This window comes from Psychrobacter sp. JCM 18901 (assembly GCF_000586435.1).
Lineage (GTDB): Bacteria > Pseudomonadota > Gammaproteobacteria > Pseudomonadales > Moraxellaceae > Psychrobacter.
This window is the reverse complement of record NZ_BAWH01000005.1, coordinates 63420-88347: the sequence shown is the minus strand read 5'-3', so window position 1 is coordinate 88347 and position 24928 is coordinate 63420. Positions and strand designations below refer to the sequence as shown.

Annotated in this window: 21 protein-coding genes and 6 pseudogenes; 19 read left to right on the top strand and 8 right to left on the bottom strand. The window is 42.8% G+C overall.

Annotated elements, in window-relative coordinates:
- Positions 1-17 precede the first annotated feature (17 nt).
- From TT11_RS05720 to TT11_RS05695, 5 genes and pseudogenes are all read right to left on the bottom strand, one after another.
- Entirely contained in the window at positions 18-416 is a 399-nt protein-coding gene (locus TT11_RS05720) for a transglutaminase family protein (RefSeq protein ID WP_370587792.1), read from the bottom strand.
- A gap of 144 nt (positions 417-560) precedes the next feature.
- Positions 561-1519 (bottom strand): annotated as a pseudogene (locus TT11_RS05710) (DUF2855 family protein).
- Between the two features lie 192 nt (positions 1520-1711).
- Positions 1712-1936 carry a hypothetical protein gene (locus TT11_RS05705; protein ID WP_261869469.1) on the bottom strand — a complete coding sequence of 75 codons (225 nt, stop codon included), beginning with the start codon at positions 1934-1936 and terminating at the stop codon, positions 1712-1714.
- Complete coding sequence (locus TT11_RS05700; protein WP_261869468.1) at positions 1897-2463, bottom strand: hypothetical protein; 567 nt, start codon at positions 2461-2463, stop codon at positions 1897-1899. The genes TT11_RS05705 and TT11_RS05700 overlap by 40 nt, the downstream gene beginning before the upstream one ends.
- Positions 2399-3151: an FAD/NAD(P)-binding protein gene (locus TT11_RS05695; protein WP_261869467.1), complete on the bottom strand. Its 753-nt coding sequence runs from the start codon at positions 3149-3151 to the stop codon at positions 2399-2401. The genes TT11_RS05700 and TT11_RS05695 overlap by 65 nt, the downstream gene beginning before the upstream one ends.
- Before the next feature lie 119 nt (positions 3152-3270).
- Here TT11_RS05695 and TT11_RS05690 point away from each other — a divergent pair, with 119 nt between their 5' ends.
- From TT11_RS05690 to TT11_RS05665, 5 genes and pseudogenes are all read left to right on the top strand, one after another.
- Positions 3271-3684: a TetR/AcrR family transcriptional regulator gene (locus TT11_RS05690; RefSeq protein ID WP_261869465.1), complete on the top strand. Its 414-nt coding sequence runs from the start codon at positions 3271-3273 to the stop codon at positions 3682-3684.
- Positions 3681-3842 (top strand): hypothetical protein, encoded by a 162-nt coding sequence (locus tag TT11_RS05685; RefSeq protein WP_261869463.1) that lies wholly within the window; start codon positions 3681-3683, stop codon positions 3840-3842. The genes TT11_RS05690 and TT11_RS05685 overlap by 4 nt, the downstream gene beginning before the upstream one ends.
- Positions 3843-3925: 83 nt before the next feature.
- Positions 3926-4590, top strand: a pseudogene (locus TT11_RS17070) (zinc-dependent peptidase).
- A gap of 270 nt (positions 4591-4860) precedes the next feature.
- The gene (locus TT11_RS05670) at positions 4861-5067 is read left to right on the top strand and encodes a virulence RhuM family protein (RefSeq protein ID WP_261869460.1); all 207 of its coding nucleotides are present in this window, start codon (positions 4861-4863) and stop codon (positions 5065-5067) included.
- 20 nt (positions 5068-5087) lie between these two features.
- On the top strand, positions 5088-5258 hold the full coding sequence (locus TT11_RS05665) for a hypothetical protein (RefSeq protein WP_261869458.1): 171 nt from the start codon (positions 5088-5090) through the stop codon (positions 5256-5258).
- A 154-nt stretch (positions 5259-5412) separates the two neighbouring features.
- Here the strand turns inward: TT11_RS05665 and TT11_RS05660 are convergent, their stop codons facing one another.
- Positions 5413-6081, bottom strand: coding sequence for a hypothetical protein (locus TT11_RS05660; RefSeq protein ID WP_261869457.1), 669 nt, complete (start codon positions 6079-6081; stop codon positions 5413-5415).
- A 202-nt stretch (positions 6082-6283) separates the two neighbouring features.
- On the opposite strand from TT11_RS05660, the gene TT11_RS05655 reads away from it, so the two are divergent.
- From TT11_RS05655 to TT11_RS05625, 6 genes and pseudogenes are all read left to right on the top strand, one after another.
- On the top strand, positions 6284-6787 hold the full coding sequence (locus tag TT11_RS05655; protein ID WP_261869456.1) for a hypothetical protein: 504 nt from the start codon (positions 6284-6286) through the stop codon (positions 6785-6787).
- A 1265-nt stretch (positions 6788-8052) separates the two neighbouring features.
- Positions 8053-8376 carry an Arm DNA-binding domain-containing protein gene (locus TT11_RS05650; protein WP_261869455.1) on the top strand — a complete coding sequence of 108 codons (324 nt, stop codon included), beginning with the start codon at positions 8053-8055 and terminating at the stop codon, positions 8374-8376.
- A complete protein-coding gene (locus TT11_RS05645; RefSeq protein ID WP_261869453.1) occupies positions 8373-9317 on the top strand; it encodes a tyrosine-type recombinase/integrase in 945 nt (314 codons plus the stop codon). The genes TT11_RS05650 and TT11_RS05645 overlap by 4 nt, the downstream gene beginning before the upstream one ends.
- A gap of 213 nt (positions 9318-9530) precedes the next feature.
- Positions 9531-12312, top strand: a pseudogene (ppc, locus tag TT11_RS05640) (phosphoenolpyruvate carboxylase).
- A 258-nt stretch (positions 12313-12570) separates the two neighbouring features.
- Positions 12571-13263 carry a gamma-butyrobetaine hydroxylase-like domain-containing protein gene (locus tag TT11_RS05630; protein WP_261869450.1) on the top strand — a complete coding sequence of 231 codons (693 nt, stop codon included), beginning with the start codon at positions 12571-12573 and terminating at the stop codon, positions 13261-13263.
- Entirely contained in the window at positions 13256-13738 is a 483-nt protein-coding gene (locus TT11_RS05625; RefSeq protein ID WP_261869448.1) for a TauD/TfdA family dioxygenase, read from the top strand. The genes TT11_RS05630 and TT11_RS05625 overlap by 8 nt, the downstream gene beginning before the upstream one ends.
- 154 nt (positions 13739-13892) lie before the next feature.
- Here the strand turns inward: TT11_RS05625 and TT11_RS05620 are convergent, their stop codons facing one another.
- A complete protein-coding gene (locus TT11_RS05620) occupies positions 13893-14342 on the bottom strand; it encodes a hypothetical protein (protein ID WP_261869446.1) in 450 nt (149 codons plus the stop codon).
- A 162-nt stretch (positions 14343-14504) separates the two neighbouring features.
- The gene (locus tag TT11_RS05615) at positions 14505-15524 is read right to left on the bottom strand and encodes a hypothetical protein (protein ID WP_261869444.1); all 1020 of its coding nucleotides are present in this window, start codon (positions 15522-15524) and stop codon (positions 14505-14507) included.
- A gap of 234 nt (positions 15525-15758) precedes the next feature.
- Between TT11_RS05615 and TT11_RS05605 the strand changes: the two are divergent.
- From TT11_RS05605 to acnD, 8 genes and pseudogenes are all read left to right on the top strand, one after another.
- Positions 15759-16783: pseudogene (locus tag TT11_RS05605) on the top strand (LysR family transcriptional regulator).
- 284 nt (positions 16784-17067) lie between these two features.
- Positions 17068-18352, top strand: a pseudogene (locus TT11_RS05600) (NRAMP family divalent metal transporter).
- 372 nt (positions 18353-18724) lie between these two features.
- The gene (gene prpB / locus TT11_RS05595) at positions 18725-19618 is read left to right on the top strand and encodes a methylisocitrate lyase (RefSeq protein WP_261869439.1); all 894 of its coding nucleotides are present in this window, start codon (positions 18725-18727) and stop codon (positions 19616-19618) included.
- A 100-nt stretch (positions 19619-19718) separates the two neighbouring features.
- Positions 19719-20141 (top strand): DUF2059 domain-containing protein, encoded by a 423-nt coding sequence (locus TT11_RS05590; protein WP_261869438.1) that lies wholly within the window; start codon positions 19719-19721, stop codon positions 20139-20141.
- Positions 20107-20376, top strand: coding sequence for a hypothetical protein (locus TT11_RS05585; RefSeq protein ID WP_261869436.1), 270 nt, complete (start codon positions 20107-20109; stop codon positions 20374-20376). The genes TT11_RS05590 and TT11_RS05585 overlap by 35 nt, the downstream gene beginning before the upstream one ends.
- Positions 20377-20472: 96 nt before the next feature.
- Complete coding sequence (gene prpC, locus TT11_RS05580; RefSeq protein ID WP_261869434.1) at positions 20473-21600, top strand: 2-methylcitrate synthase; 1128 nt, start codon at positions 20473-20475, stop codon at positions 21598-21600.
- Between the two features lie 98 nt (positions 21601-21698).
- Positions 21699-22058: a hypothetical protein gene (locus TT11_RS05575; RefSeq protein WP_201547084.1), complete on the top strand. Its 360-nt coding sequence runs from the start codon at positions 21699-21701 to the stop codon at positions 22056-22058.
- Between the two features lie 96 nt (positions 22059-22154).
- Positions 22155-24783 (top strand): annotated as a pseudogene (acnD, locus tag TT11_RS05570) (Fe/S-dependent 2-methylisocitrate dehydratase AcnD).
- Positions 24784-24928: the final 145 nt, after the last annotated feature.

The following is a 24928-nucleotide window of genomic DNA, read 5'->3' as shown; positions in this document are numbered from 1 at the left end:
ACAAGCATAAAAATAGCTTATGATAGTCTTGAAACCAACACTTGACTGTAAAGATTTTCGTAACCGCCGCCCATACGTACACCGCGCACAGGTGCAGTATCTAAATAGTCTCGACCAATGGCGACGTAGACGTGAGAGCTTGGTTGAAACAACTGATTTGATATATCAAAGGTATACCAGTAACCATCTAACCATACTTCTGCCCACGCATAACTGGCCATGTGGTTCTCGGTATCGTCATAAAGATAGCCTGACACATAGCGTGCTGGGATATGCTGATCACGTAAACAGCCTAAAAATACATGAGTGTGATCTTGGCACACGCCAGCGCTCGTTGCAAAAGACTCAGCAGCAGTTGTACCTACATGAGTCACATCTTTCACAAAAGGCATTTTCATGATGAGGGCATTAGCCATTGCTTTTAAGCTGTACCTCTGTATTCTGATGGCTGGTCCACTGTACTGTCAGATGAGGCTCTAAAGTCTGATAAAATTCATGCCAATTAATTTTTATTTTGCTAATGACAAATAGTCGATAAATTTTATAGCCAGTTTTATAGCCTAGTCTTTTTCATTATCACCCATGACGACTACCAAGCCTTCATCAGCGGCTATCTTACCTTCGCAGATATCTTTATAAACCTCTAGTAAGCCACTGACTCCATCAAGCTCCTGAATCTTTAACCACACACTAGTTTTTGCCGAGCAATTCATGATGCAGTGCATAGAGCGTTTATTGAACTCTTCAGGGCCCCATTCTTTCATACGTTGCTGTACATGACTGGGCGCAAAAACTGCTGGCTACGCGCTTGAATGATACCTTCGGTATGACGTGGCTCGTCCCAGTGCGTAAGACCGACATTGCTGGTATAGCGCATGTTATCGCCTAAGTGTCTATGTAAACGGCTGAGCACGTCAGTGTTGGCCGACATATCTACAATAACTGTCGGCTTAGTTGCATCAATCTGCTCAAGGGTGTCATAGCTAAGCACACTGTCATAAGCGTCAATTGACTGAACAAAATCTACATGACGGTTTGATGTGAGGCCGATAACGTGCGGCGCGTCTTTATCATCAGCGAGGCCATAGGCTAGGCCGATACTGGTTTTACTAGAGGCACTGATAATCAACACTTGCTCTGCACCAAACCAATCATTACCCTTCAATAGATCATGTAAGCAAAATGAGGTCAGGTGCAATACGAACAACAGCATACGCTGATCGTCATGAGCGCGGTCATAGCCTCGTTCATGATTGACGCGCTGGTATAAATTATAACCGGGTGGTAGCTCGGCACGATGGACACTACCATCAAGTAAACTGGTTTGGGTGACTCGCTTGGGTGTTATGATTAATTCATTGGCGGGCGGGAAGTAACCGAATAAGCGATCACCGACAGGTAGTGCATCGCTATTGGACTCAACAACATCGCCAAAACCCCATACTGGAATAATGCCCCATTTTTCGGGCTCGTTGCCGTTTGGCGGGAAAAACTGCCAATAGCGTAATTGGTCACCCATGACTGCATAAGTAATATTATTCGCAGTAAAAGCAAAGCGATCAACTTTGACACGTACTTCACCATCGCCGAGAGTATGTATACGCGTCTCTTGCAGGCGAGCTTGGGTTAAGTTTGCTTTATTGGTCTGAAATTCTTGCATAGTCGCTTCCTTGACAGTTGTTCTTGATAGTTATTACTAAATAATTACTTTTTAGGTATTAGCGGTGTTGGCTTGACGCGCTGCCGTAATTTGCATAATTTCACCCATGAGTTTGGGCATGTTTGCAGCGGCTTTTGGTCCTGCTTCTTTTAAACGCTTAAGAATAGCAAGCTCTTCAGGTGGCGTGTCTTCGCTGGCTCGTACCAATTTGGTAAAGCCATCTAAGCGATTGTTGATCATCCATTCACGTAGCGCAGGCTCTTTTGACCAACGCATCTGATTCTGCATCTGTTTAACAAGGCCAACCAAAAAGTCTGTATCATGATTTGGGATTGGCACCACTTGGCATAATTCATTTTTGACGGTTTCATCATCATAACTGGCCTCGATGTGGGCGATAAATGCGGCACTAAATACAGCTGATAGGTACGTACGGTTTGTACCACCACAGTATCACCTTTGAACACATCGTATGTCTCTGTCACTGGTACTGCCCGTGCAGAGCAGTCGATATGCATGGTGTTGGGGGTGGTAGAAATGCTGTCCTCACCAAAATAAATCTTGTCAGTATCTAAGCGAGTTACGCGACCTTTACGCACAATATTTTTAACACGGCGTAACTGCTTAAGCTCTTCACCACTAATGGTGGCACCATGGAACATTTGCGGGCGTACATTTGGATCAATGCGCATTAATACCCCGCCTCTTTCTAAACGATTAAACAGGTCTTCGATGTTTTCAGCTTCCGCAATCGCTTCTGCTTGAGTAGCCTGCGCCCCTATAGTATGGGTGAAAAAAATCACGAGAGGGTTGGGTGTTTTTACGATCGATCAGCCAAGCATCTCTTGGCATAATCCATGTGATATGGTCTGGGTGAATTTGATTCTCTAATAGCCATAAAACCGCATCTATACCTGTTTTTCCGCCGCCGATAATCACGTAACCATCACGGGGTTTGGTTAGACTCGGCAAGTCATTTAACGGGCCAAACTTAACACCTTCAGCAATCTCAAAGTTTGGGGTATGGGTTGCTGGTACTGAAGTTTTAAAATAAGTGCCATCAATGATTTTCTTATTGACCTTAACCTCATAGCTGGTATCAGACAGTAATGATGAAAACTTGCCATCGCCTTTGTACTCACACATCGGGAAGTACTTCACGCGGCCACTTGGTAAAAACGTGTGCTTCATGACTTTATCAAAGTACGCCATGACTTCTGCACCTGACGCCAGCTCGGACAAGCCTTTATTTAAACCAATTTTATCAATCATACCGCCGCAAAGCTCACGTGAGCTAACACCATAAAAAGACGATGGCTGATGCAATGTGACAAACGAATAGGCATCGTTCCAATGACCACCTGGCTTATGATGTTTATCGACGATAATAATATTAGCATCTGTTTCTGTGAGCAGCACATCGGCAAAAGCCATGCCCACCGCGCCACTACCAATGATTAGATAATCCGTTTCTAGCTGTTGAATACTCATAGCGTCCTTACTCTTAAGTTGAGTTTCTATCAATACAATCAATTCATAATTGTTTGTGTATAACAGTGTTATATACTAGAATAACACTGTTATAATTGTCAAGACATAGTGAGAATCTAATGGATGCCAGAACCAAAATACTAAACGCCGCATCTGAGCTTTTTTTAGAAGGGGGTGGGGATGCCCTAAGCGTGCGAGCTATCTCTAAACGTGCAGGGTTGTCCACCATCGGTATATACAGTCACTTCCAAGGTAAGCAAGGCATACTAGATGCGCTGTACATAGAAGGATTTAACCTAGTCCGTGAAGCCATGGATGTCATTCCAGAGGGTAGAGCAAATAAAGAGCAAGTGCTAGAGGCGTGCCTAGGGTATCTCAATGTAGGCGAGAAATATGAGGCGCACTATCGGCTGATTTTTGGGGAATCTGATGCAGGATATCAGCCTCAATCGAAGCTATTGCTGCAAGAGATAGTGCTTTCTCAAAATTGGTACGGGTGGCGGGTTCTTATTTATCAGAAGAGGCTAGCGTGACGGAACGTCGGCAAATAGCGTTGGATATTTGGGCAATCGTACATGGGTACGTCAGTATTAGTCACCATGTAGTGTTCGCCGATGAACTGGAGCTAGATTGGAAGACGATGGCACTTCGTGTGGTTGGAGTACAGTTGGATGCCATAAAGTCTTCTTAGTAACGATATTGGCATATTTGTGGCAAGTGAGTGCATGCTAGGCTGAGTTATTTCAATATCGTAAGGTTTAAGGATAGCAAATTATGTTTGGCATCATAAAAGACTGGCGTGAACAGCGCATACTAGACAACAGTGAATTTACTCAGGCTGACTGGATACAAGCGGCTGAGCGTATCGTGATACTTGATAGATTAAATGTTGACGAGATGAAACATTTATTTGAGTTAGCAACATTATTTTTAGCTGATAAATCCATCACTGGTGCACAAGGCTTTGAAATTACGAATGCTGTCAGACAGTCGATTGCACTGCAAGCATGTTTGCCGATCTTAAACTTAGGCCTTGATTGGTATGCTGGTTGGTCATCCATCATCATTTATCCTGGCTCGTACAAAAGTAACAGTACCACGGTAGATGAGTTTGGTATCGTCCACGAAGCAGTCAACACCGTAGCGGAGAAGCATGGCTGAGAGGGCCTGTTATTCTTTCATGGAGAGATGCCAAGCACTCAGGCGAACGTGACGGGCATAACGTTGTCATTCATGAGTTTGTTCATAAGCTCGATATGATGAATGGCCGTGCCAATGGCTTTCCGCCCATGCAACCTAATATGGATCCTGCAAACTGGACACAGATTATGAGCCGCGATTTTGAGGACTTTCAGACACATCGTAAGTCAGGTCTAGATCGTTATGGAGCGACGAATCCTGCTGAGTTTTTTGCGGTTCTGAGTGAAGTATTTTTTTGAAACGCCGCAAAAGCTGGTTGATGCTTATCCTGATATTTATCATATTATGGTGAAATTCTTTCGTCAGACGCCGTTATAAGTGATATTTATAGGAATGGTGATAGTAAGCTGCAACCACGACAGCATAAGCCTAGTGGAATTGGGGAGGCTGAGGTGACTAACACTATAAGTGATAATGTGGCAACAGTAGAAATCTATGAAAGTGCTGATGGAAAGGCGCAAGTAGATGTACGTTTTGAGCAAGAGACTATCTGACTGTCACAAGCACAAATGCCTGAGTTGTTTGGTCGTGCTCAATCAGTCATTTCTCGTCATATCGCCAAAGCCATAAAAGATGAAGAAATCGCTGAAAAAAGCAATATACAAAAAATGCATATTGCAAATTCTGATCGCCCGGTGACTTTTTATGACTTAGACGTGGTTATATCAGTCGGTTATCGCATCAAATCTCCTCAAGGCGTGCAATTTAGACGTTGAGCACTGCAGCGGCGCTTTTTTTGTTCGTGGATTTTTTACGCCGTAACCACCGACTGCTGAATAATAAAGGCGACATGGTCATCAATAATACTGGGCTTGCAGCATTGACCTTATTGGTCGCTGAGTCTGACCCCAACCAAAAAGAAACTTTGATCAAATTGATTATGAATATGTTGTCGTTAGAGGGCTAGTACAAAGCTTGTCATTAAAAACTATACCAAAAACCATGTAGCACAATCCGCTATATATCTTTAATTGAATATATATGGCATTTATATCCAGATAGAGTAAGCTGTCACTTTAAACAAGCCTTATAAAAGTTGTCGGGCAATCTTTCTCTACACCTTAAACCGTCCATTGGTCATTAATGATAGCCACTAGGTAACGCTTGCCTTGATACTCATCAAATACCAAGCGTAGTACCCGCCAGTCCATACCATCATACTCATCCGTGCCTTTATAATAAAATTCTACAACATCTGATGTTTGGTATATTTCTTTTAAATTATTGATAGAATTACCATTATTTTTGAATTCATTGACATTGATACTAGCATTATTGAACTTTTTGCCATCCACCCAAGTATCCAAATAAGTAGGCAACGGTGTGACCAAAAGATCGCCAGTACCGTCTTTTTCGCCCCAAGTGAATTGGATGTTGGACTGCTGTAAATACTGTGCAAATTGCCCGCGGCTAAAGACTTTATCTGACTCAGGCCGTACATAAGCGTACATCGAAAAACGAACGCCACGTGTTGGATGGATATCATTAGTGATTCTAGAAAAGTCCTTATTTGCCAGTGCGCGCTGTATACGTAACGCTTGCTGCCTAAGGGTTTTCTGGCTGATATCAGCATTACTAGGTGTTGATGAGCTACTGGTTGGCTGAGATACAATGGCTTCACTGGACTCAGAAGCAGACTGACAACCCGTAGCAGCTAGCGTGAATAACAGAAGGCTGCTAGAGACTAATGTTGCAGATTTTTCCTTAAAAAAAGCAGGTAATGTCATCATAAAATTATCCTTAGCACAGTTATTAGCGAAAGAAACATCACTATAAATTGTCATGGGAACTGGTAAAAAATACCATAAAAGCGCTATGTAATCGATATTTTAGTAAGTAAACCTGAATGATACGATAATACAGCAGAGTCCGAATATAGGTATGATGTAATAGTCGGTAACACTTATAGGACAAAAGCTCGCAGAGAATAAAATGCCAACATATAAATCGCTGACATTACTATTAACCATAGGACTGATGCCTGTCGGTCACGCTATAGCGGATGTATCAAAAGTAGATCAGAAACAAAATGCCATGGCTAATATGAAGATTGCGACCATCACGAAAATGTACCAACAAGATATTGATGATCAAGGTATGAGTAATCCTGTAGTGCTGCAGCAATACGCTGATGCTGACTTGCAAGCAGCCATGCAACTTGAGCAAGAATATTTTGAGAAAACTCAGACGTCCTGCAATATAGATTACGATGTACTTTGGAACTCGCAAGATCCTGACTATATGCAAGACAAAAATTTTTCAATAACTGATCAAGGATTGGTTCAAGTTAGCTTGGCACAAGGTAGCGATATTTATTATGAGCTGTCATGTGACGATAATGATAAAAATTGCCAAGTTGCAGATGTGGTTTTAGATCAGGATGATAAAACGTTACGTCAGCATTTGCTTGAACTTGTCGTTAGTAAAAGTCTATAACTAATATCAAATCCGAGTTAAGGTATCAGAATGACATGGTATAAATGGTTTTTCGCCTAACTACTAAAACCGTTGGTTTGTTTTCGCATAATGTATATTATGTTAAACTAGAGCTACCTGGTATTAACTTCATAAACCCATAACTAAACAGTAAGTCATTAATTAGTCTAGCTCCTGATTACTCAATCATAATATATTATCTACTTAAATAATCATTATGATCGTCATTAGCATAGTTACTAACTGATATGTCTTGAAGACTTAATGTCCAGAGTCTTAATTAGTCCTAGTTCGCTCGTAGTCTACGATTAACTTATTAAATCAATCTATCAATGACCTCTTATAGACACGTTGTAGGTACAGTAATTTTAATACTCATTTAAAGTTAGTCTGTTCAATGAACTTGTTCTACTCATCATTGCTAAGCTTACTACCTTAATAATGTACATAACCCCTTTGCATAATTTGTCATTCCTAATCATCACCTAATAATCAAATCACTCATCAATCGATTGTTGATAGCTTAGCCAACTTCCTCATTGATGCGAATGTGCTTGAACTATGTTAGGTACAGAATTATTCGCCACCAAGTGACAATCAGATTAAAGTAAAAGCAATAACCCTTCTGAATGCCTATTACTCTATATCATTGATAAGAACGTATACAAGCTCTGACAATACTCCTCCTTGGCATCTCAGTAAGTCCAAGTCTAGATACACCTCATAGCTAACTACATTGTAATACGCTTTTATTTAGAGCCACCAAAAGGGTCTTCCTGATTAGTGAAACATTCATTGGTCTTTTCTAACATCTCTCGTTCTTCCTGAGATGTCTTAATCTAAAGCATTGAGTTGATACTTTCCAAATTTGCACAGAACAGTACTATCACCTTGATTAAGGTATTCTGTGCGAGTACAGGAGCACGGTTTTTCGTGCAAATATGTCGAAGGACTCTATTGCCAACAGCAAACAGCACTCTTACTTTTAATCTATATGAAGTTTATTCCTTCAAACGCCATATATATCAACAAAAAAATAGCTTACTCCTTCTTTCTCCACTATACTATAATTACCCCCAAGTGAACCTTGGGGATAATTACGTCTTAAAAACTATTATCTAAAAGGCTTTACTAACAACACTAACGAATACCAGTGTCCATGATAGTGTCCAATACTTCTATATTTTTCTACAGAAGAGACTTTTTATAAGTCATCAATCATAAACCTATCATCAACCTTAATTATCATATGACGGATATACATTATGGCTATCGACACAGCAAACGATATCAACAAGCTCGAATGCCGAGACAAAGATTATTCTGTCAGTGTCTCAGGTGTAGCTGGCTTAAGTCTTCGTATTTATCCAAATGGCAAAAAGGAATACTACTTACGTTACTCCCATCCGCATATCGAGGGCAAACGTCCTAGGATGATGTTGGGTAAGATTGAGGATGTCAGTCTCCATGAGGTTAAGTATAAAGCAGACACCATTCTTGATATGGTCGCAAAAGGCTCTGACCCTAAAGCTATTCAGCAAAAAGAGCAAACCAATAAATATACTCACCTAAAAACGCACCATTTATGACATTGCTCAAGCATGGCGAGAACACAAAACAGCAGGTCGCAATCAAAGTAAATCTAAAAAAACCGTCATACAGTGAGTCAACCCTTAAGTTCTGGGATTTATGCCTAGGATATATGTGCCAAGAAATTGGTGATTTAAGAATGGACGATATCACCAGCGAGATGATACTAAGTGTGTGTGAGTCGATTCAAAACAATGAAAACCAAGCGACTTTCGTTGGTGCAAGCACTCGTCTGTATACTGAAAAGGTATTTTCATTCGCTGTTGCTCGAGGGTTGTGCGATAGAAATGTGGCAATTGATACCCGTGGTGAGCTTGCACCTGCCAATTCAGGCAATCACTTGCCTGCCATCACCAAGCCAGACCAATTTGCGACTCTCTTAAAGGATATGTCGAATTTTAGAGGTGCAAGTAAGATTACATTAGAGGCGATGAACTTATTACCTTACGTGTTTGTACGTAGCATCGATCTGCGCTCAATGCGTTGGGGTGACATCGATTGGGACAACAATACATGGGCATTCTCCCCGACTAAAGGCGAAGGTCGTGACGATATGGTCTCGCACTTAGTTGTTCCCTTGGCCACGCAAGTGATTACGCGATTACGAAACATCCAATCAATTACTGGGCATAAGGAATATGTATTTGCGTCGATGCGCGGTTCAAGCAATGCTTATATTAGTAAAGCGACGTTGGTACAGATATTCCACCGGCTTGGATACAAAGATGTGCAGTGTGCGCATGGATTTCGAGCATCCGCTAAAACCTTGCTTATGGAACAGCCTGAGCTACGCTATTCTGACATCGTCACAGAGTTACAGCTAGGTCACAGGATAAAAGACACACATGGCGGGGCTTACAACAGACTTGATGAAATCGATACTAGGGTACAGATGATGCAAGATTGGGCAGATTATATAGATAATCTTCGGAGTCGTTAGAGAAATAATCTAAATAAGTTTTGTCTAATAACAGCTGAAGAACAGACTTCGCCATATATTAGTAATAGTGTCATAAAGGTTAATTAGCAAAAAAATTTGCTATCAACATCAAGCAGGCCTCACCTATTTATGTTAAATTGCAAAAAACCATAAGGATATTACGTATAAGATAACCATAGTATTGTATCCACTCATTTGATAGGAAGGTTGAAGATGACACTAGATAACAACGTACTACGTAAACGCACCAGCTTGTTGGGTTCATTATTAGGTGATGCTATTTCTCGCCAATCTGGTGAGCACACGCTAGATACGATTGAGACACTGCGTAAAGGCTTTATTCAGCAGCGTCGTGAGCCGAATGAGGCACATAAACAGCAGCTTATCGATTTTATTGCTTCTTTGGACAATCAAACCTTAAAAAACGTCATACGCGGCTTTTCTATCTATTTTTTCCTAGCCAATCTAAGCGAAGAGAATTACTTGCGTGAGCAGCGTCATGCGCAGCGTATGCAGTCCGAGCAAAGCTGGGAAGGATCATTTCGTCGTACCTTACTTGAGTGTCGTGAACGCAATATTGAGCCTGCTCAAATGCAAGAGCTGATTGATCAGCTGAAGTTTACACCTGTATTTACGGCGCATCCTACCGAAGCGCGTCGCCGTACTACGATGAATATCTTACAAAGTCTATTCACGCATAGCGACGCTTTAAATAACGTGTCTGAAAACAGCTTCGCCTACGAGCAAGCTAAAGAACAAACGGCGCAAACGATTGATCTATTATGGTCGTCTGACGAAGTGCGCACCCGTAAGCCGTTGGTATATGATGAGATTAACAATGGCTTGCATTACTTTAATGCCAGTTTGTTCAATGCCATTCCTAAAGTATATCGTAATATCAAAAAAGCCATCGTTGATATCTATCCAGAGCTGACGGATTACCCATTACCAGCGTTCATGAGTTTTGGCTCTTGGATCGGCGGCGACAGAGATGGCAATCCTTTTGTGACTTTTGAGACCACAGAGCTTGCCGTATTGATGCATGCGGATACCGTGTTACGTCACTATCAAGTTCTGCTAAAAAAACTGCGACGCCAGCTCATTCATAGCGATACGATTGTGACGGTCGAACCTGACGTATATGCCAAAATCAAAAGTTACGATGAGCTCGATCAACGTGTGTTTGATTACAATCTCGATGACTATGGCAATGAGCCTTATCGTCGCCTGCTCTCTATCATTCTCACTAAAGTCAAAGCCACCAATCGCCGCATTCAAAGCAAAGGTACGGATATCGAGGCCGAAAAAGATGCTTATCGCAATCCAGAAGAGTTACTAGAAGACCTGCGCATTATCCGTCAAAGTGTCAATACACACGATACGGCACATAGCGATGGGTTATTACTCGATGTGATTCGTCTGGTCAAAACCTGCGGCTTTCATTTGGCGGCGCTCGATATCCGTCAAGAGTCCTCATATCATAGTGAGGTGATTGCCGATATCTTTGCTAGTGCCTCCAACCTGCCTGATTATCAAACGCTAAGCGAAACCGAACGTCAGGAATGGCTCACACGATTGCTAGAAAAACCAGGCACGCCGCTTATCTATACTGATAACCTGACAGACAAAACGCGTGAGCAATTGTCACTGATGAATTCGGTCGCTACTCTACGCAAATTGGTTGGTCAAGACACCTTTGGCAGTTACGTCATCTCCATGACCAATAATGCTAGCCAGTTACTAGAAGTATTGCTATTGATGCGGTTTGCAGGCTTATGCAGAATTGATGACGAAGGTCAGTTGTCTGCTGATTTGCCAGTTGCGCCGTTGTTCGAAACCATCGAAGATCTCAAAAATATCGATCAGATTTTACCTGCCGTGTTAGACAATCCACTGTATCGTGGACTACTACGGAACACGGACAACACGCAAGAGATCATGCTAGGTTATTCAGACTCATCGAAAGATGGCGGCATTATCACCTCGGCGTGGCAGCTTTATAGTGCACAGCAAACCATCAACCATATCGCTGAGCAATATGGTATAAAAACACGACTGTTCCATGGTCGCGGCGGATCTGTGAGCCGTGGTGGTGGGTCAACGCATAATGCCATCGCCGCACAGCCCGCTGGCACGCTACATGGTCAGATTAAAGTGACTGAACAAGGCGAAGTGCTATATGCTAAGTATGCCAATACGGACACCGCTGTGTTTGAGCTGACCATGGCGATTACGGGTACACTCAAAGCCTGCTCAACAAGGTTTGTGGTACAACCGACTGAGTTGCCAGAGTATGAAGCGCTGTTTGCACGCTTAGCGGATGCAGGTGAACAACGTTATCGAGAGCTGACCGATCATACCGAAGGGTTTTATAAATTCTACTCCGAGGTCACCCCTGTTCAAGAAATCTCTTTATTAAACATCGGCTCACGTCCAGCCCATCGCAAAAAAAAGGCCTACCAAGTAAAACCACCTTGCGAGCGATTCCTTGGGTGTTTGGTTGGTCATTGGCACGCTTTACCCTACCTGCTTGGTATGCGTCGGTAGTGCGCTGCATAGTGTCAAAGCTGACGAGGCATTAATGAAAGAGATGAATAAGCACTGGCCGTTTTTTAGCGTGTTTATCAGTAATATCGAAATGGCCTTTACCAAAGCCAATATGAATATTGCCGAGGCTTATAGCCAACTGTGTGATGATGAGCCGTTACGCGAAAAAATCATGACATCGGTCACCGATGAATACACGCTGACCAATTCAGGATTAAACTCTCTGCTTGAGCAAGACTCTTTATTGTCCAATCAGCAAAACCTTGCTTCATCCCTGCAGTGGCGAGACGCTTATCTAGATCCTATTAACTATATCCAGATTGAGCTGTTGAAGCGTGCTAGACAACAGGATACCCCGAACGATGCGGCACATGACGACCTTAATGTAGAAGACCCATTAATCCGTAGTATCAATGCGCTAGCTGCAGGGTTACGAAATACTGGTTAGGGTAGCTTTTCGATAAGTAGCTTTCGGATAAATAAAAAGCTTATACCAATTGTCGCAAATATTAAGGCTTCGTTCGCGAAGCCTTAATATTATTCAAAACCCTTCAAAAAAATATCTCGCCAGATATCAATCGCAGTTTAGTGCTGCGTTGATTGATATTGCCTATTAGGTGATTCGTAATTCATTGTTTGAATAACCGATCCGAACAAGATACCGTAAAATATATTTTTACTTCATGTATATGTAGGGTCTGCTCCAATGGAAACGCCTCAAGCAACGCCAGCTCTAGACATCGCCGTAGCAACTGACTATCAAATAGAATCCGTTGCGCTCATTGATCGCGCCATTCAAATACGCTGGAATGATGGTATCGACAGCACCTATCACTATATCTGGCTGCGTGATAACTGCCCATCGGCTTTCCATCCGCAAACTGGCGAGCGTAGCTTTGATTTACTGAGTATCTCAAAAGATATCCATCCACTATCCGTCTCTTTTGATAAGACAACGCTGACGATTGAATGGTCAGAACAAGCGCATATTAGCCACTTTGAACAAAGCTGGTTACGTGAGTTTGGTTATTCTAGTGCATTGGCCAAGGACCATAGCAGTCCTTATGAAAGTTGGGATGGCACGTTTATTGACCACATTCCGATGTATGACCAACACAGCATCATGACCAGTGACAGCGCTTTATATGAGTGGATGAGTGCGCTAGATAAATATGGGCTTACTATTATTGATAATATGCCAGATGACTCTGATGCTGGCGTACAGACCGCCATGCGAGTTAATTACCTGCGGCAGACTAATTTTGGCATGACCTTTGATGTGATATCAGAGAAGTCGCCGATCAATTTAGCTTATACCTCGCTCTCATTACCTTTGCATACCGACTTGCCAAATCAGGAGTTACCTCCAGGCTATCAATTTTTGCATTTTTTTGAGTAATGAAAGCATAGGCGGCGAATCTACTTTCGTAGACGGATTAAAGGTGTTAGAAGGGTTACGAGAAGAACAGCCTGAGTATTTTCGCTTGCTGGCCGAATATGCCATCCCCTTTCGTTTTCATGACACTGCCCATGATATCCGTGAGCACCACCCTGTCATTAATCTAGACAACTTTGGCAATATTGTAGAAATCAAATACAACGCCCATCTTGCAGATGTTTTCGATTTACCAAGTGACGTTATGTACGACTACTACCTTGCTTATCGAGAGCTAATGGCCCGACTAAAAGACAGTCGCTATAAGATTGAATTAAAATTAGCAGCGGGTCAAATGGTCGTTTTTGATAACCGCCGAGTCCTGCATGGGCGTAACGCATTTGATGAAAACGTCGGTGAACGTCGTCTCAAAGGCTGTTATGTTGACCGCTCAGAATTTAAAAGCCGTTTACGAACGCTTAAAAAGCAACTGGCTTAACACGACCTGCAAGCTAGCTAAAGCATGGAGCATTAAGCCCACAAAAAAAGCCCCATTACTCTTCTCTAAACATGAGAGAAGAGTAATGGGGCTTAATGTTAGTCACTTACTGATTTATAGCTGTTAATATAATTTTATAGCGCTAATAGCAGCTCTAATAACTGGATTCACGATATAAGGTTTTATGTGCTTCTATCTTAAAATCTGCAGCGCTGACAGCAGGCGTAAGACCATGTGTACTGTACTTAGCTTGTATGATCTTTTCTTCCTCACGAAATAGCACGTTTTGCGCTTCTTGCTTGAAGTCATGATAGCTAAGGGCAGTGTCATCTTCACGACCGTCAATAACTATAGATTTTCTAGGTTGGTTTTGGCTATTCGAATGCTGTTGTACAGTCTGATTAGCATTAGCCTCTTTAGTAATGTTGCTGACTGCTAAACCGTTATTAGTCGATGCTTGAGATAGCGTGGAAGAAATACGGTTAGACATATAGAAGGCGGATATTAGAACAATACAGATGACACTGATAATAGCAAAAACAAGACTACGTGGTCTGATGCTTTTTGGCTCGATATCATTATTCACGTTTTCTGATTCATTCATAGTTACGTACCGTCTAATTCATATCACCAATGGCACATAACCGTGCCTTTTACATAATGATACGAATTTTATATTGTGTTGCAACAATTTCTAGTACGAACGCCTCGAATAAATTGATAGACGGTTATCTAACTGTCTGAAATGGTATAAAACGTAAACCATTTAATCATTGGTTTCGCGGTACAAGGTAGTCTGCGACTCTTGTCTAAAATCTTCATAAGTTATGGCAGCTTCTTCAGTAGCTATAACTGCGGCATCATTCTCTGATGTAGGAGCTTCAGAAGTTGACACTGATTCACTAACAGCTGGCAGGTCCTGTCTATTGTTGTCCAAAGTATCTTGCTGAGTAGTGGCTGGTTGCGTACTTACAGGGTCAACGCCATCCGTAGTTGTTTGACTGTCAGTAGACAGTACTGGATCAGCACTAACAGCTGGTGTACTGTCTATCTCTACATTACCATCAGTGCTGTTGTCTATACTATCAACCGCAGAAGTAGATAAGACTCCTGAAAATACAAGCATTAATGCAATAGCAACCAATACGATTAAACCAATCGCCATAGCCATCATGAGAGATTTCTTGCTTTTGATCACTTTATTGTCTATGACTGGCTCTTCGATAGCTGATTCAGACACATCCTCAATTTTTAAAGGGATGTTTAAAGAATCATCATCTGATATCTCAGTTATGACAGATTCACTATGGTCAATCGTAGAGGGTGACTCTGTTTGATTACTACTATCTATATTGTTGCGATCTATATATTCTGGGGCCTCTGTATCTGAACTGACATCATTGACATCAATACTAATACTGTCGCTATCATTAGCGATATTCAGCACATGATTTTCAGATACATTTTCAAATAATGTACTTGTATTTGAGGCTTTAGAGGTGGTGTTTTCTGCTGTAGCATCTTCTGTTTCTAGTAATAATTCTTGTTCACTGCTTTGATCTTCAAACAGCTGCAACTCTTCTGTGCTCAAGGGTTCGAAAGCGGCAAGGTTCTTTGCACTTTCTAGTGTTTCAAACGCAGCCTGATCGTTCTCTTCAGAACCATGAACTCGATTAATAAAGCGTTCATAGATATCATTGTTATTACGCTTACGCGACTTTTGGTCAATAATTCTAGCCAATTTTCCTTCAAAATCGGTGCCAGCGTCTTCTTTTTCGTCGCTCATAGAATAATACCAAACCAGTTTTCTCTACTGGTGTTAAATGATTGCTAGAATGAATTTTCTTACTATAGTGTAACAGTGTTATTAGCCAACAATATAGTTGCTCGACCTATTATCTTCAAGCACAATTTATGGGATAGCGCTAATATTGATAAGAACTATTCTAAATAATATGATAAACCAATCTTAAGAACTGTTCTATGTAGAGATAGCATAGACTATGACAGGCTCAATAGTATGGATTTAAAACAGCTCAATGCATTTATCGCGGTTGCCGATTTGCGCAGCTTTAGCGCTGCCGCCACCAAAACAGGACTGTCACAGCCGAGCCTGAGTCGCTTGCTAAAACAGTTAGAGACTGACATGGGCGTGGTGCTTATTGATCGCTACCACAGGCCACTACATTTGACTGAAGCGGGCAGTTTTTTTTACGATAAAATAAGCACCATACTGACCGAGATTGACACTGTGACTAGTATGACTCAGCGTCTATCAGCACCCAGCAGCGTTTTAAATATAGGTTTTGTGCCTCAGTGCTATACGGCCTGCTGCCTGAAATCATTGCCACGCTTAAACAGTTCAGCCCTGATATCGACGTTAATTTAAAAGACATTAGCTCATATCAACAAATAGATGCACTCAAGTCTGGTGAGATTGATATTGGCTTTGGCCGATTTGCGCATCAAGATCCATGGATTCAGCAGATTCTGCTACGTCATGAACGCTATGTGGTGGCATTACCAAAATCACACCCGCTTGCCAATGTACGTAAGCAGCGCTTGATAGATCTAGCGAACAATCGCTTAATTTTATACCATCAAACACATTTGCCAGTATCGTCCACGGTGACGATAGAAACAGCGACCCAAGCAAACGACAAGCTGTCTACAAGTAGAGTCAACCGTGCTGCTACTCACGAAGCAGCATCTAGCGAGCCTATCACTGAGCCTTTACTACATCTTTTTGCTCAGTATGGTATCTCGCCTTTTATGACCACGACAGTCAGCGATTTGCAGGTCGCATTGGGGCTGGTTGCAGCAGGCGAAGGCATTACATTAGTGCCTGCCAGCTTGCAAACCGTACGTACAGAACAGATCAGCTACCAACGTTTGGTTCATGAAAATGTCACCTCCCCTATTTATTTACACACCCTCGAAGACTTTGTACACCCAAAAATACCTGACTTGCTCACAGCCATTTATCACGTCTACGAACAGCGCGGCATTACTTATCGGCAGCAAAATTTTGTGTCACAGGCCTAAATGGGCAGATATCCGTTGAATATTGTGTTATAAAGAACCGCCAAAAATAATTCATTTTAAATATTGATATTATTTTATAAGTATGCTAACTAACAAGAATAGCAATGCAAACAAATAGTAATAATAACTAGAATAATCATTCTCCTAGACAGTGTTGGTGTGATAAAGTCGATACGATGTAAATCGTTTTATATTTAGACGGTTTATAGGACGTTCTTTCATGATCATTGGCAAGCTGACACAGGTAAGTGATAATTTGCTGTTTTAACCATTTCGAGGTATTCATGTCCACACAACAACTCAACAACCCAAGTACCCCTGACGATAGCGTTGCCTCGCAACAAGAGGCTTTAGCTGGCGCATCTTTGGCCCAGGTATTTTGATGGCGACTGCTGCCATTGGTGGTTCGCATTTGATTTCATCAACACAGGCGGGTGCTATCTATGGCTGGCAATTGGCTATTATGATTGTATTGGCTAACGTGTTTAAGTATCCGTTTTTTCGCTTTGCAACTGACTACGTCTACGATACTGGCGAGAGTTTGATTGCAGGCTATGCCAAACGCTCAAAGGTATATCTTTGGGTATATTTTATTCTTTCTATCTTGTCAGCGGTTATTAGTACGGGTGCGGTTTCACTTATTGCGGCCGTAATTTTGGGCTTTATGTTGCCAGCCTCACTTGGTCTGTCGACAATGGCGTTATCTCTCATTATCGTCGCGGTCTCTTGGTTCTTTTTGATTGCAGGGCATTACAAGTTGCTCGATGGCGTGACTAAGTGGATTATGATTGCGCTTACCACGCTACCGTTGCTGCAGTTATCATTGCAGCTGGCAAGCCAACCGTTATGGCAGTAGATTTTGTGGCGGCTTCTCCTTGGAACCTGGCCACGTTGGGATTCATCGTAGCACTCATGGGCTGGATGCCAGCACCGCTTGAGTTTGCTGCAATTACCTCTATGTGGACCTCTGCCAAAGTCAAAGCGGATCACACCACGCATAGCCAAGGCTTGTTAGATTTTAATGTTGGCTTGGCAGTCTCAGCGATATTGGCGTTGTTCTTCTTATCGTTAGGCGTGTTTGTCCAGTACGGATCAGGACAAGAGATTGAGTTGGTCGGCGGTGCTTATATCAACCAGTTGATCAATATGTATACCGCAACCATTGGTGAATGGTCGAGATTGCTGGTCGCTTTCGTCGCCTTTATGTGTATGTTCGGCACGACCATTACCTGTGCTGATGGCTATGGACGCGCTAATGCTGAATGCTGGCGCCTGCTAAAAGGTGAAAGCGAGATCAATAAAAAGCAAATCGCTTTTTGGACGACCTATGCCATCGGTGGTGGTCTAGTAATTATCACTTTCTTCACAGGACAACTAGGCGCTATGCTTAAGTTTGCCATGATATCGGCGTTCGTCTCTGCGCCTATTTTTGGTTGGTTAAACTACTCATTGGTTAAAAAGCATAAGAAACTGTCAGCAGGTATGAATGCTCTGTCTATCGCGGGCTTGATATTCTTAGCAGGCTTCGCGTTATTGTTCTTGGCCAATCTTGCAGGTCTATTTTCTTAAGCTTTTGATTAATATAAGACTCATCGCTTAACAATTTTATTTAAGCGAAACATAAGCTAATAGCCTAGCTGTTGGGGCTTTTTAATGAGTGTAATTATATCAATAAGGCAAGGTAGCTTTAGTAATTGTAACTAAATGTAGTAAAAATAGAAGGTTTTAAAAGCTGTGATTTTAAGCAATATGAATACTTATCATAAGAAATTACCAATAAATGCATAATGCTATTTGAATTATGAATACTATTAAAAATACTACATACAATTATTATTTAAATTAAATATTAATTGAGAACTCAAACTTTTCAGGCACGAATAATTGAGTATAATCAGCTACAACAATTAGAATATTTTTCCTCCATGTAAGGACAATCATATGACTTCATCTTCAGCAGGCGCGCGCTTTCGCAGTGCCCTCACTCAAAAAAATGATAACAACCAACCATTACAGATTACAGGCGCTATCAATGCCTATACAGCAATGATGGCGACCCAAGTTGGTCATCAAGCGTTGTATCTCTCTGGTGCTGGCGTGGCCAATGCCTCGTTTGGTTTGCCTGATCTTGGTATGACCAGCCTTGATAACGTACTAGAAGATGCTCGCCGTATCACTGATGCAGTCGATACCCCACTGCTTGTCGATATCGATACGGGCTTTGGTGGCGCATTTAACATCGCTCAAACCATCAGAAAGATGGAAAAAGCAGGCGTCGCGGCGGTACATATCGAAGACCAAGTGGCACAAAAACGTTGTGGTCATCGCCCTAATAAAGAAATCGTTAGTATCTCAGAGATGGTTGATCGTCTAAAAGCGGCGTTGGACGCAAAGACTGACCCTGACTTTGTAGTGATGGCTCGTACAGATGCCCTATCAGTAGAAGGTTTGGACGCTGCTGTTGAACGTGCCGTCGCATTTCAAGAAGCGGGCGCAGATATGATCTTTGCAGAAGCGCTGACCGATATCGAGATGTATCGTAAGTTCACTGATGTACTCGATATTCCAGTACTAGCAAACATGACAGAGTTTGGTCAGACAGATCTATATACCACTGATCAGTTGTATGGTGTGGGTGTCGAGATGGTGCTATATCCACTATCCGCTTTCCGCGCTATGAACAAAGCAGCATTGAACGTTTATCAGCATTTGTTAGATGATGGTACACAAGACAAAGTCGTTGATACCATGCAGACTCGTATGGAGCTCTATGATTTCTTGAACTATCATGAGTTTGAGCAGACACTAGACAAGCTATTTGCTGATAATAAGTAGTTAATAACTAATAATTGCCAAATAGCAACGCCGAAACGATAAACCACCTCTGTGTGCTTTATCGTTTCAAAACCCGTCTTCATTTACCTTTAGGTTATTTATGCCATTTTCTACTGCTCATACGGTTGTCAAATCCTCACTACTTAGTAGCACGCTTGCGGCGCTGTTATTCATGACAGGCTGTGATAAAACACCAGAAAACGTCGACGATACTACCAGTGATACGAGCGAGACTGTGGTTAGCGAAAGCGAAGCTGCACCTTCAGAGACTGATGCTCAAAATGACTTGATCATGACGACGATTACATTAGATACCGTCAACAGCCTATTGTTTGCACCAATTATCAATAGCGGCGCGCTCAGTGAAGAGCAAGTCAGCTGCCTCGAGTCACGTGACAAAGACTTGGGTAAAGCGGAAGTCGATCGTTTTTATAAGAGTCAGTTTACTGATGCAGAGTTAAAAGAACTAGATGACTTTTATACGTCGGATGTGGGTAAAAAAATTACTTGCTTTTGGCAATGAGCAATTGCGCGTTATGAATGGCGAAGAGGTGGAAACGCCAATGGCTGACCCTACCCCAGAAGAAATGACTGAAATTCAGACATTTATGGAGTCACCACTAGGTGCCAAGTATATGAAGATCAATAATGCAGAAGGCGAAGGCAGCGCAATGGAAGTCTTAAATGGCCCTATTGAAGCTGAGTTTGAGCGCTGTAACGTCGATTTAGACGGTCCACAGCCTGAACAGCCTGCATAACGCTAAACTGGCGCTATAGTCAGTCATTAACCAATAAATTTATTATCAGAAACACCGTTTTCACTCAAAAAAGCTACCAACAAAAGGAATGTAAACATGGCAGCACAAAAAGAACTTTCAGGCGCAGGTCTACGTGGACAAGTCGCTGGTAAAACCTCTCTATCTACCGTTGGCAAATCAGGCTCTGGTCTGACCTATCGCGGTTATGATGTATCAGAGCTGGCAGATAAGTGTATTTTTGAAGAAGTGGCGTATTTACTGCTATATGGCAACTTGCCTACTCAAAGCGAGCTTGATGCTTATCAAGCTAAGCTCAAAAGCCTTCGCGGCCTACCACAAGCATTAAAAGACGTACTTGAACGTATCCCAGCTGATGCGCATCCAATGGATGTGCTACGTACTGGCTGCTCTATGCTTGGCAACCTTGAGACCGAAACTGATTTTGCCCAGCAAAACGATCAAACTGACCGTATGCTAGCGGCCTTCCCATCGATTATCAACTATTGGTATCGTTTTACCCACGACAATGTACGTATCGAGACCGATACAAATGATGCCACTATTGGTGGTCATTTCTTACATTTGCTCAAAGGCGAAAAACCAAACGAGCTGCACGAAAAAGTAATGAACGTCTCGCTTATTCTTTATGCAGAGCATGAGTTTAACGCGTCGACCTTTACCGCTCGTGTGTGTGCATCTACCTTGTCTGATATCCATTCTTGTATCACTGGTGCAATCGGTTCACTACGCGGTCCATTGCATGGCGGCGCGAATGAAGCGGCGATGGATATGATTGAAGGCTTTAGCTCACCTGATGACGCTGAAGAAGAGATGATGGGCATGCTGGCTCGTAAAGACAAAATTATGGGCTTTGGTCACGCAATCTATAGCGAATCAGATCCGCGTAACGTGGTGATTAAAGGCTGGGCTGAGAAGCTGGCTGCTGATGTTGGTGATGAAGTGTTATACCCCGTCTCGGTACGCTGTGAAGAAGTGATGTGGCGTGAGAAGAAACTGTTTTGTAATGCTGACTTTTTCCATGCATCTGCCTATCACTTCATGGGTATCCCGACCAAGCTATTCACACCAATCTTTGTCTGCTCACGTTTGACTGGTTGGGCTGCTCACGTGTTTGAGCAACGTGCTAATAACCGTATCATTCGCCCAAGCGCAGAATACACTGGTGAAGATCTGCGTCCAGTACCAGATATGAGCGCGCGTTAATTTTTTAAATCTTAACCTTGCAGGGTTTGCTTAATAAGCAAGCCCTATCACCTGAAAATTAAAAAAATTTATTTCCTTTATAAAAGAAAAAAATAATTATGAGTGAAAATATCTTGTATATCGTTCCAATTGATAGAGACTATCAAGCAACAGCAGAGCACGTAGAAAATGCTTTTTCTTATTTTGAAGAAATGATTATTGAAGCTGAGCATGAACCTTGCGTTTGGGAAAATGCCTCTTTTTCTAACGATGATAATCAGGTCATAGTAGCAAACACTGCTCTAACCGCAGGTTGGATATCTGGTAGTGAGGAGCATTGGAAATTAGATGATGAAGAATATGAAGAAGGCGAAGAATATTATGAAATTATGTACGGTACTCAACTGAATGACAAAGCACAGCAAAAGCTTGAGCAACTGTTTGGAACAGAACTTGAATTAATTTGGGTACGTAATTGAGTATATGGACGAGTAGAGATACAAGCTAAAACTATCATTATATACATTCCAGCCAACAGCCAAAGGTGACTTATGGACAACGCCCTAGTACAACCAATGAACGAACAATTCAAAAAGCCACTTCCCGGTACTGATCTTTATTACTTTGACACCCGCGAGGCTGTCGAGAGTATCGAAGCTGGCGCGTATGACAAGCTACCATTTTGCTCAAAAGTATTGTGTGAAAACCTAGTACGCCGTTGCCCACCAGAAGAGTTAACCGATGCGCTAAAGCAGCATATTGAAGGCAAGCAAGATCTAGACTTTCCTTGGTACCCTGCCCGCGTCGTTTGTCATGATATCTTGGGTCAGACGGCCTTTGTTGATTTGGCAGGTTTGCGTGATGCCATCGCTGAGCAAGGCGGTGATCCGTCTAAGGTAAACCCTATCGTGCCAACTCAGCTTATCGTTGACCATTCATTGGCCGTTGAGCACGCAGGCTTTGAAGAAAACGCTTTTGAGAAGAACCGCGCGATTGAAGAGCGCCGCAACGATGACCGTTTTCACTTCATCAACTGGTGTCAGTATGCCTTTGACAATGTGAATGTCGTACCGCCTGGTAACGGCATCATGCATCAGATCAACCTAGAGAAAATGTCACCTGTCGTACAGGTCGTGCACAATAAAGCCGGTGAAGAAGTCGCGTTTGCCGATACATTGGTCGGTACTGATAGCCACACGCCGATGGTTGATGCACTAGGTGTGATCTCAATCGGTGTGGGCGGTCTAGAAGCCGAAAGCGTCATGCTAGGTAACCCATCATATATGCGCTTGCCTGATTACGTGGGTGTTAAATTAACGGGCAAATTGCAAAAAGGCATCACTGGTACGGATCTTGTACTGGCAATGACTGAGTTCTTACGCGACGCAGGTGTGGTCTCTACCTATATCGAATTCTTTGGTGACGGTGCACGCCAGCTAAGTGTCGGTGACCGCGCTTCTATCTCCAACATGACGCCTGAATATGGTGCCACTGCCGCGATGTTCTATATCGATGAGCAAACGACTGACTATCTACGTCTGACGGGGCGCTCTGAGGAACAGATTAAACTGGTTGAGCAATACGCCAAGCAAACGGGCCTATGGGCTGACGGCATGGAAAAAGCCGAATACGCACGCGTCCTTGAGTTTGATTTGTCATCAGTCGTACGTAATATGGCAGGCCCGTCGCGTCCCCATGCCCGTGTATCGACTACCGACTTGGTTGCCAAAGGTATCGCTCATGGCGCTGACGAAAAACTGCCTGAACCAAAAGATGGCCTGATGCCAGATGCGCGGTGATTATCGCTGCTATTACCAGCTGTACCAATACTTCAAACCCACGCAACATGGTGGCAGCAGGTCTTGTCGCTCGTAACGCCAATGCCAAAGGCTTATTACGTAAACCTTGGGTGAAGTCATCATTAGCACCAGGCTCAAAGACCGTTAAAATGTATCTAGAAGAAGCAGGCTGATGCCAGAATTGCAAGAGATTGGCTTTGATGTAGTCGGCTTTGCCTGTACCACGTGTAACGGTATGAGCGGTGCGCTAGACCCTGATATCGAAAAAGAAATCATCGATAACGACTTATTTACCACGGCAGTACTATCTGGTAATCGTAATTTTGACGGTCGTATCCATCCGTATGCCAAGCAAGCATTTTTGGCATCGCCGCCACTGGTTATCGCTTATGCTATCGCTGGTAACATCCGCTTTGATATCGAAAAAGACTCATTGGGTAAAGATCAACAAGGCAATGATATTTATCTAAAAGACATTTGGTTTGATGATGACGAGGTTGATGCCATCGTCGCTGCTGCTGTTAAGCCTGAGCAGTTCAATGCGGTTTATATTCCAATGTTTGATGAAGCCAAAAAAGACACAGGTAAGGCACTAAGCCATTGTATGACTGGCGTGAAATGACCACTTATATCCGCCGTCCGCCGTATTGGGAAGCAAAATGGCCAAGAAAAATAAACTGACAGGTCTACGTCCACTTGCAGTCCTTGGTGATAACATCACAACCGACCATATGTCACCATCAAACGCCATTCTTGGCTCATCAGCAGCTGGCGAGTACCTCGATACCATGGGCTTGCCTGCTGAGGACTATAACTCATACGCGACCCATCGCGGCGACCATTTAACCGCGCAACGTGCCACCTTTGCCAACCCTAAGCTATTAAACGAAATGGTACGCGATGAAGATGGCGAAGTTGTCCAAGGCTCACTGGCGCGCGTCGAACCAGAAGGTCAAGTCATGCGCATGTGGGAAGCGATTGAAACCTACATGAACCGTGAGCAGCCGCTTATCATCATCGCAGGTGATGGCTATGGTCAAGGCTCGAGCCGTGACTGGGCTGCCAAAGGCGTGCGTCTCGCCGGCGTAGAAGCCGTCGTTGCTGAAGATTTTGAGCGTATTCATCGTCAAAACTTAGTTGGCATGGGCGCGCTACCTTTACAGTTCGAAGAAGGTACGACTCGCCATACGCTAAATATCAATGGTACGGAAACCTTTGATGTCACAGGTGAAGTCTCGGCTGGCGGGTTGATGACTTTAGTGATCCATCGTGCCGATGGTAGTACTACTGAGACGCTATTATCTGCCGCCTAGATACGGCCGATGAAGTCAAAATGTACAACGCAGGTGGTATGCTACAACGCTTTGCTAAAGAGTTTATCGAAGGTACGCTTGATATTGTCTAAGGCTATCCTTAGGTTTTAGTGTGATAAGCAGCAAAGTATAAAAGTTGCTGATGTTGTATAACCTTATATGACGTCGGCTTTTATTTGCTTTTGCGTTCTATACACTGAGTTTTGTTACTTACTCCTAAATACTAGATAGTAGCTA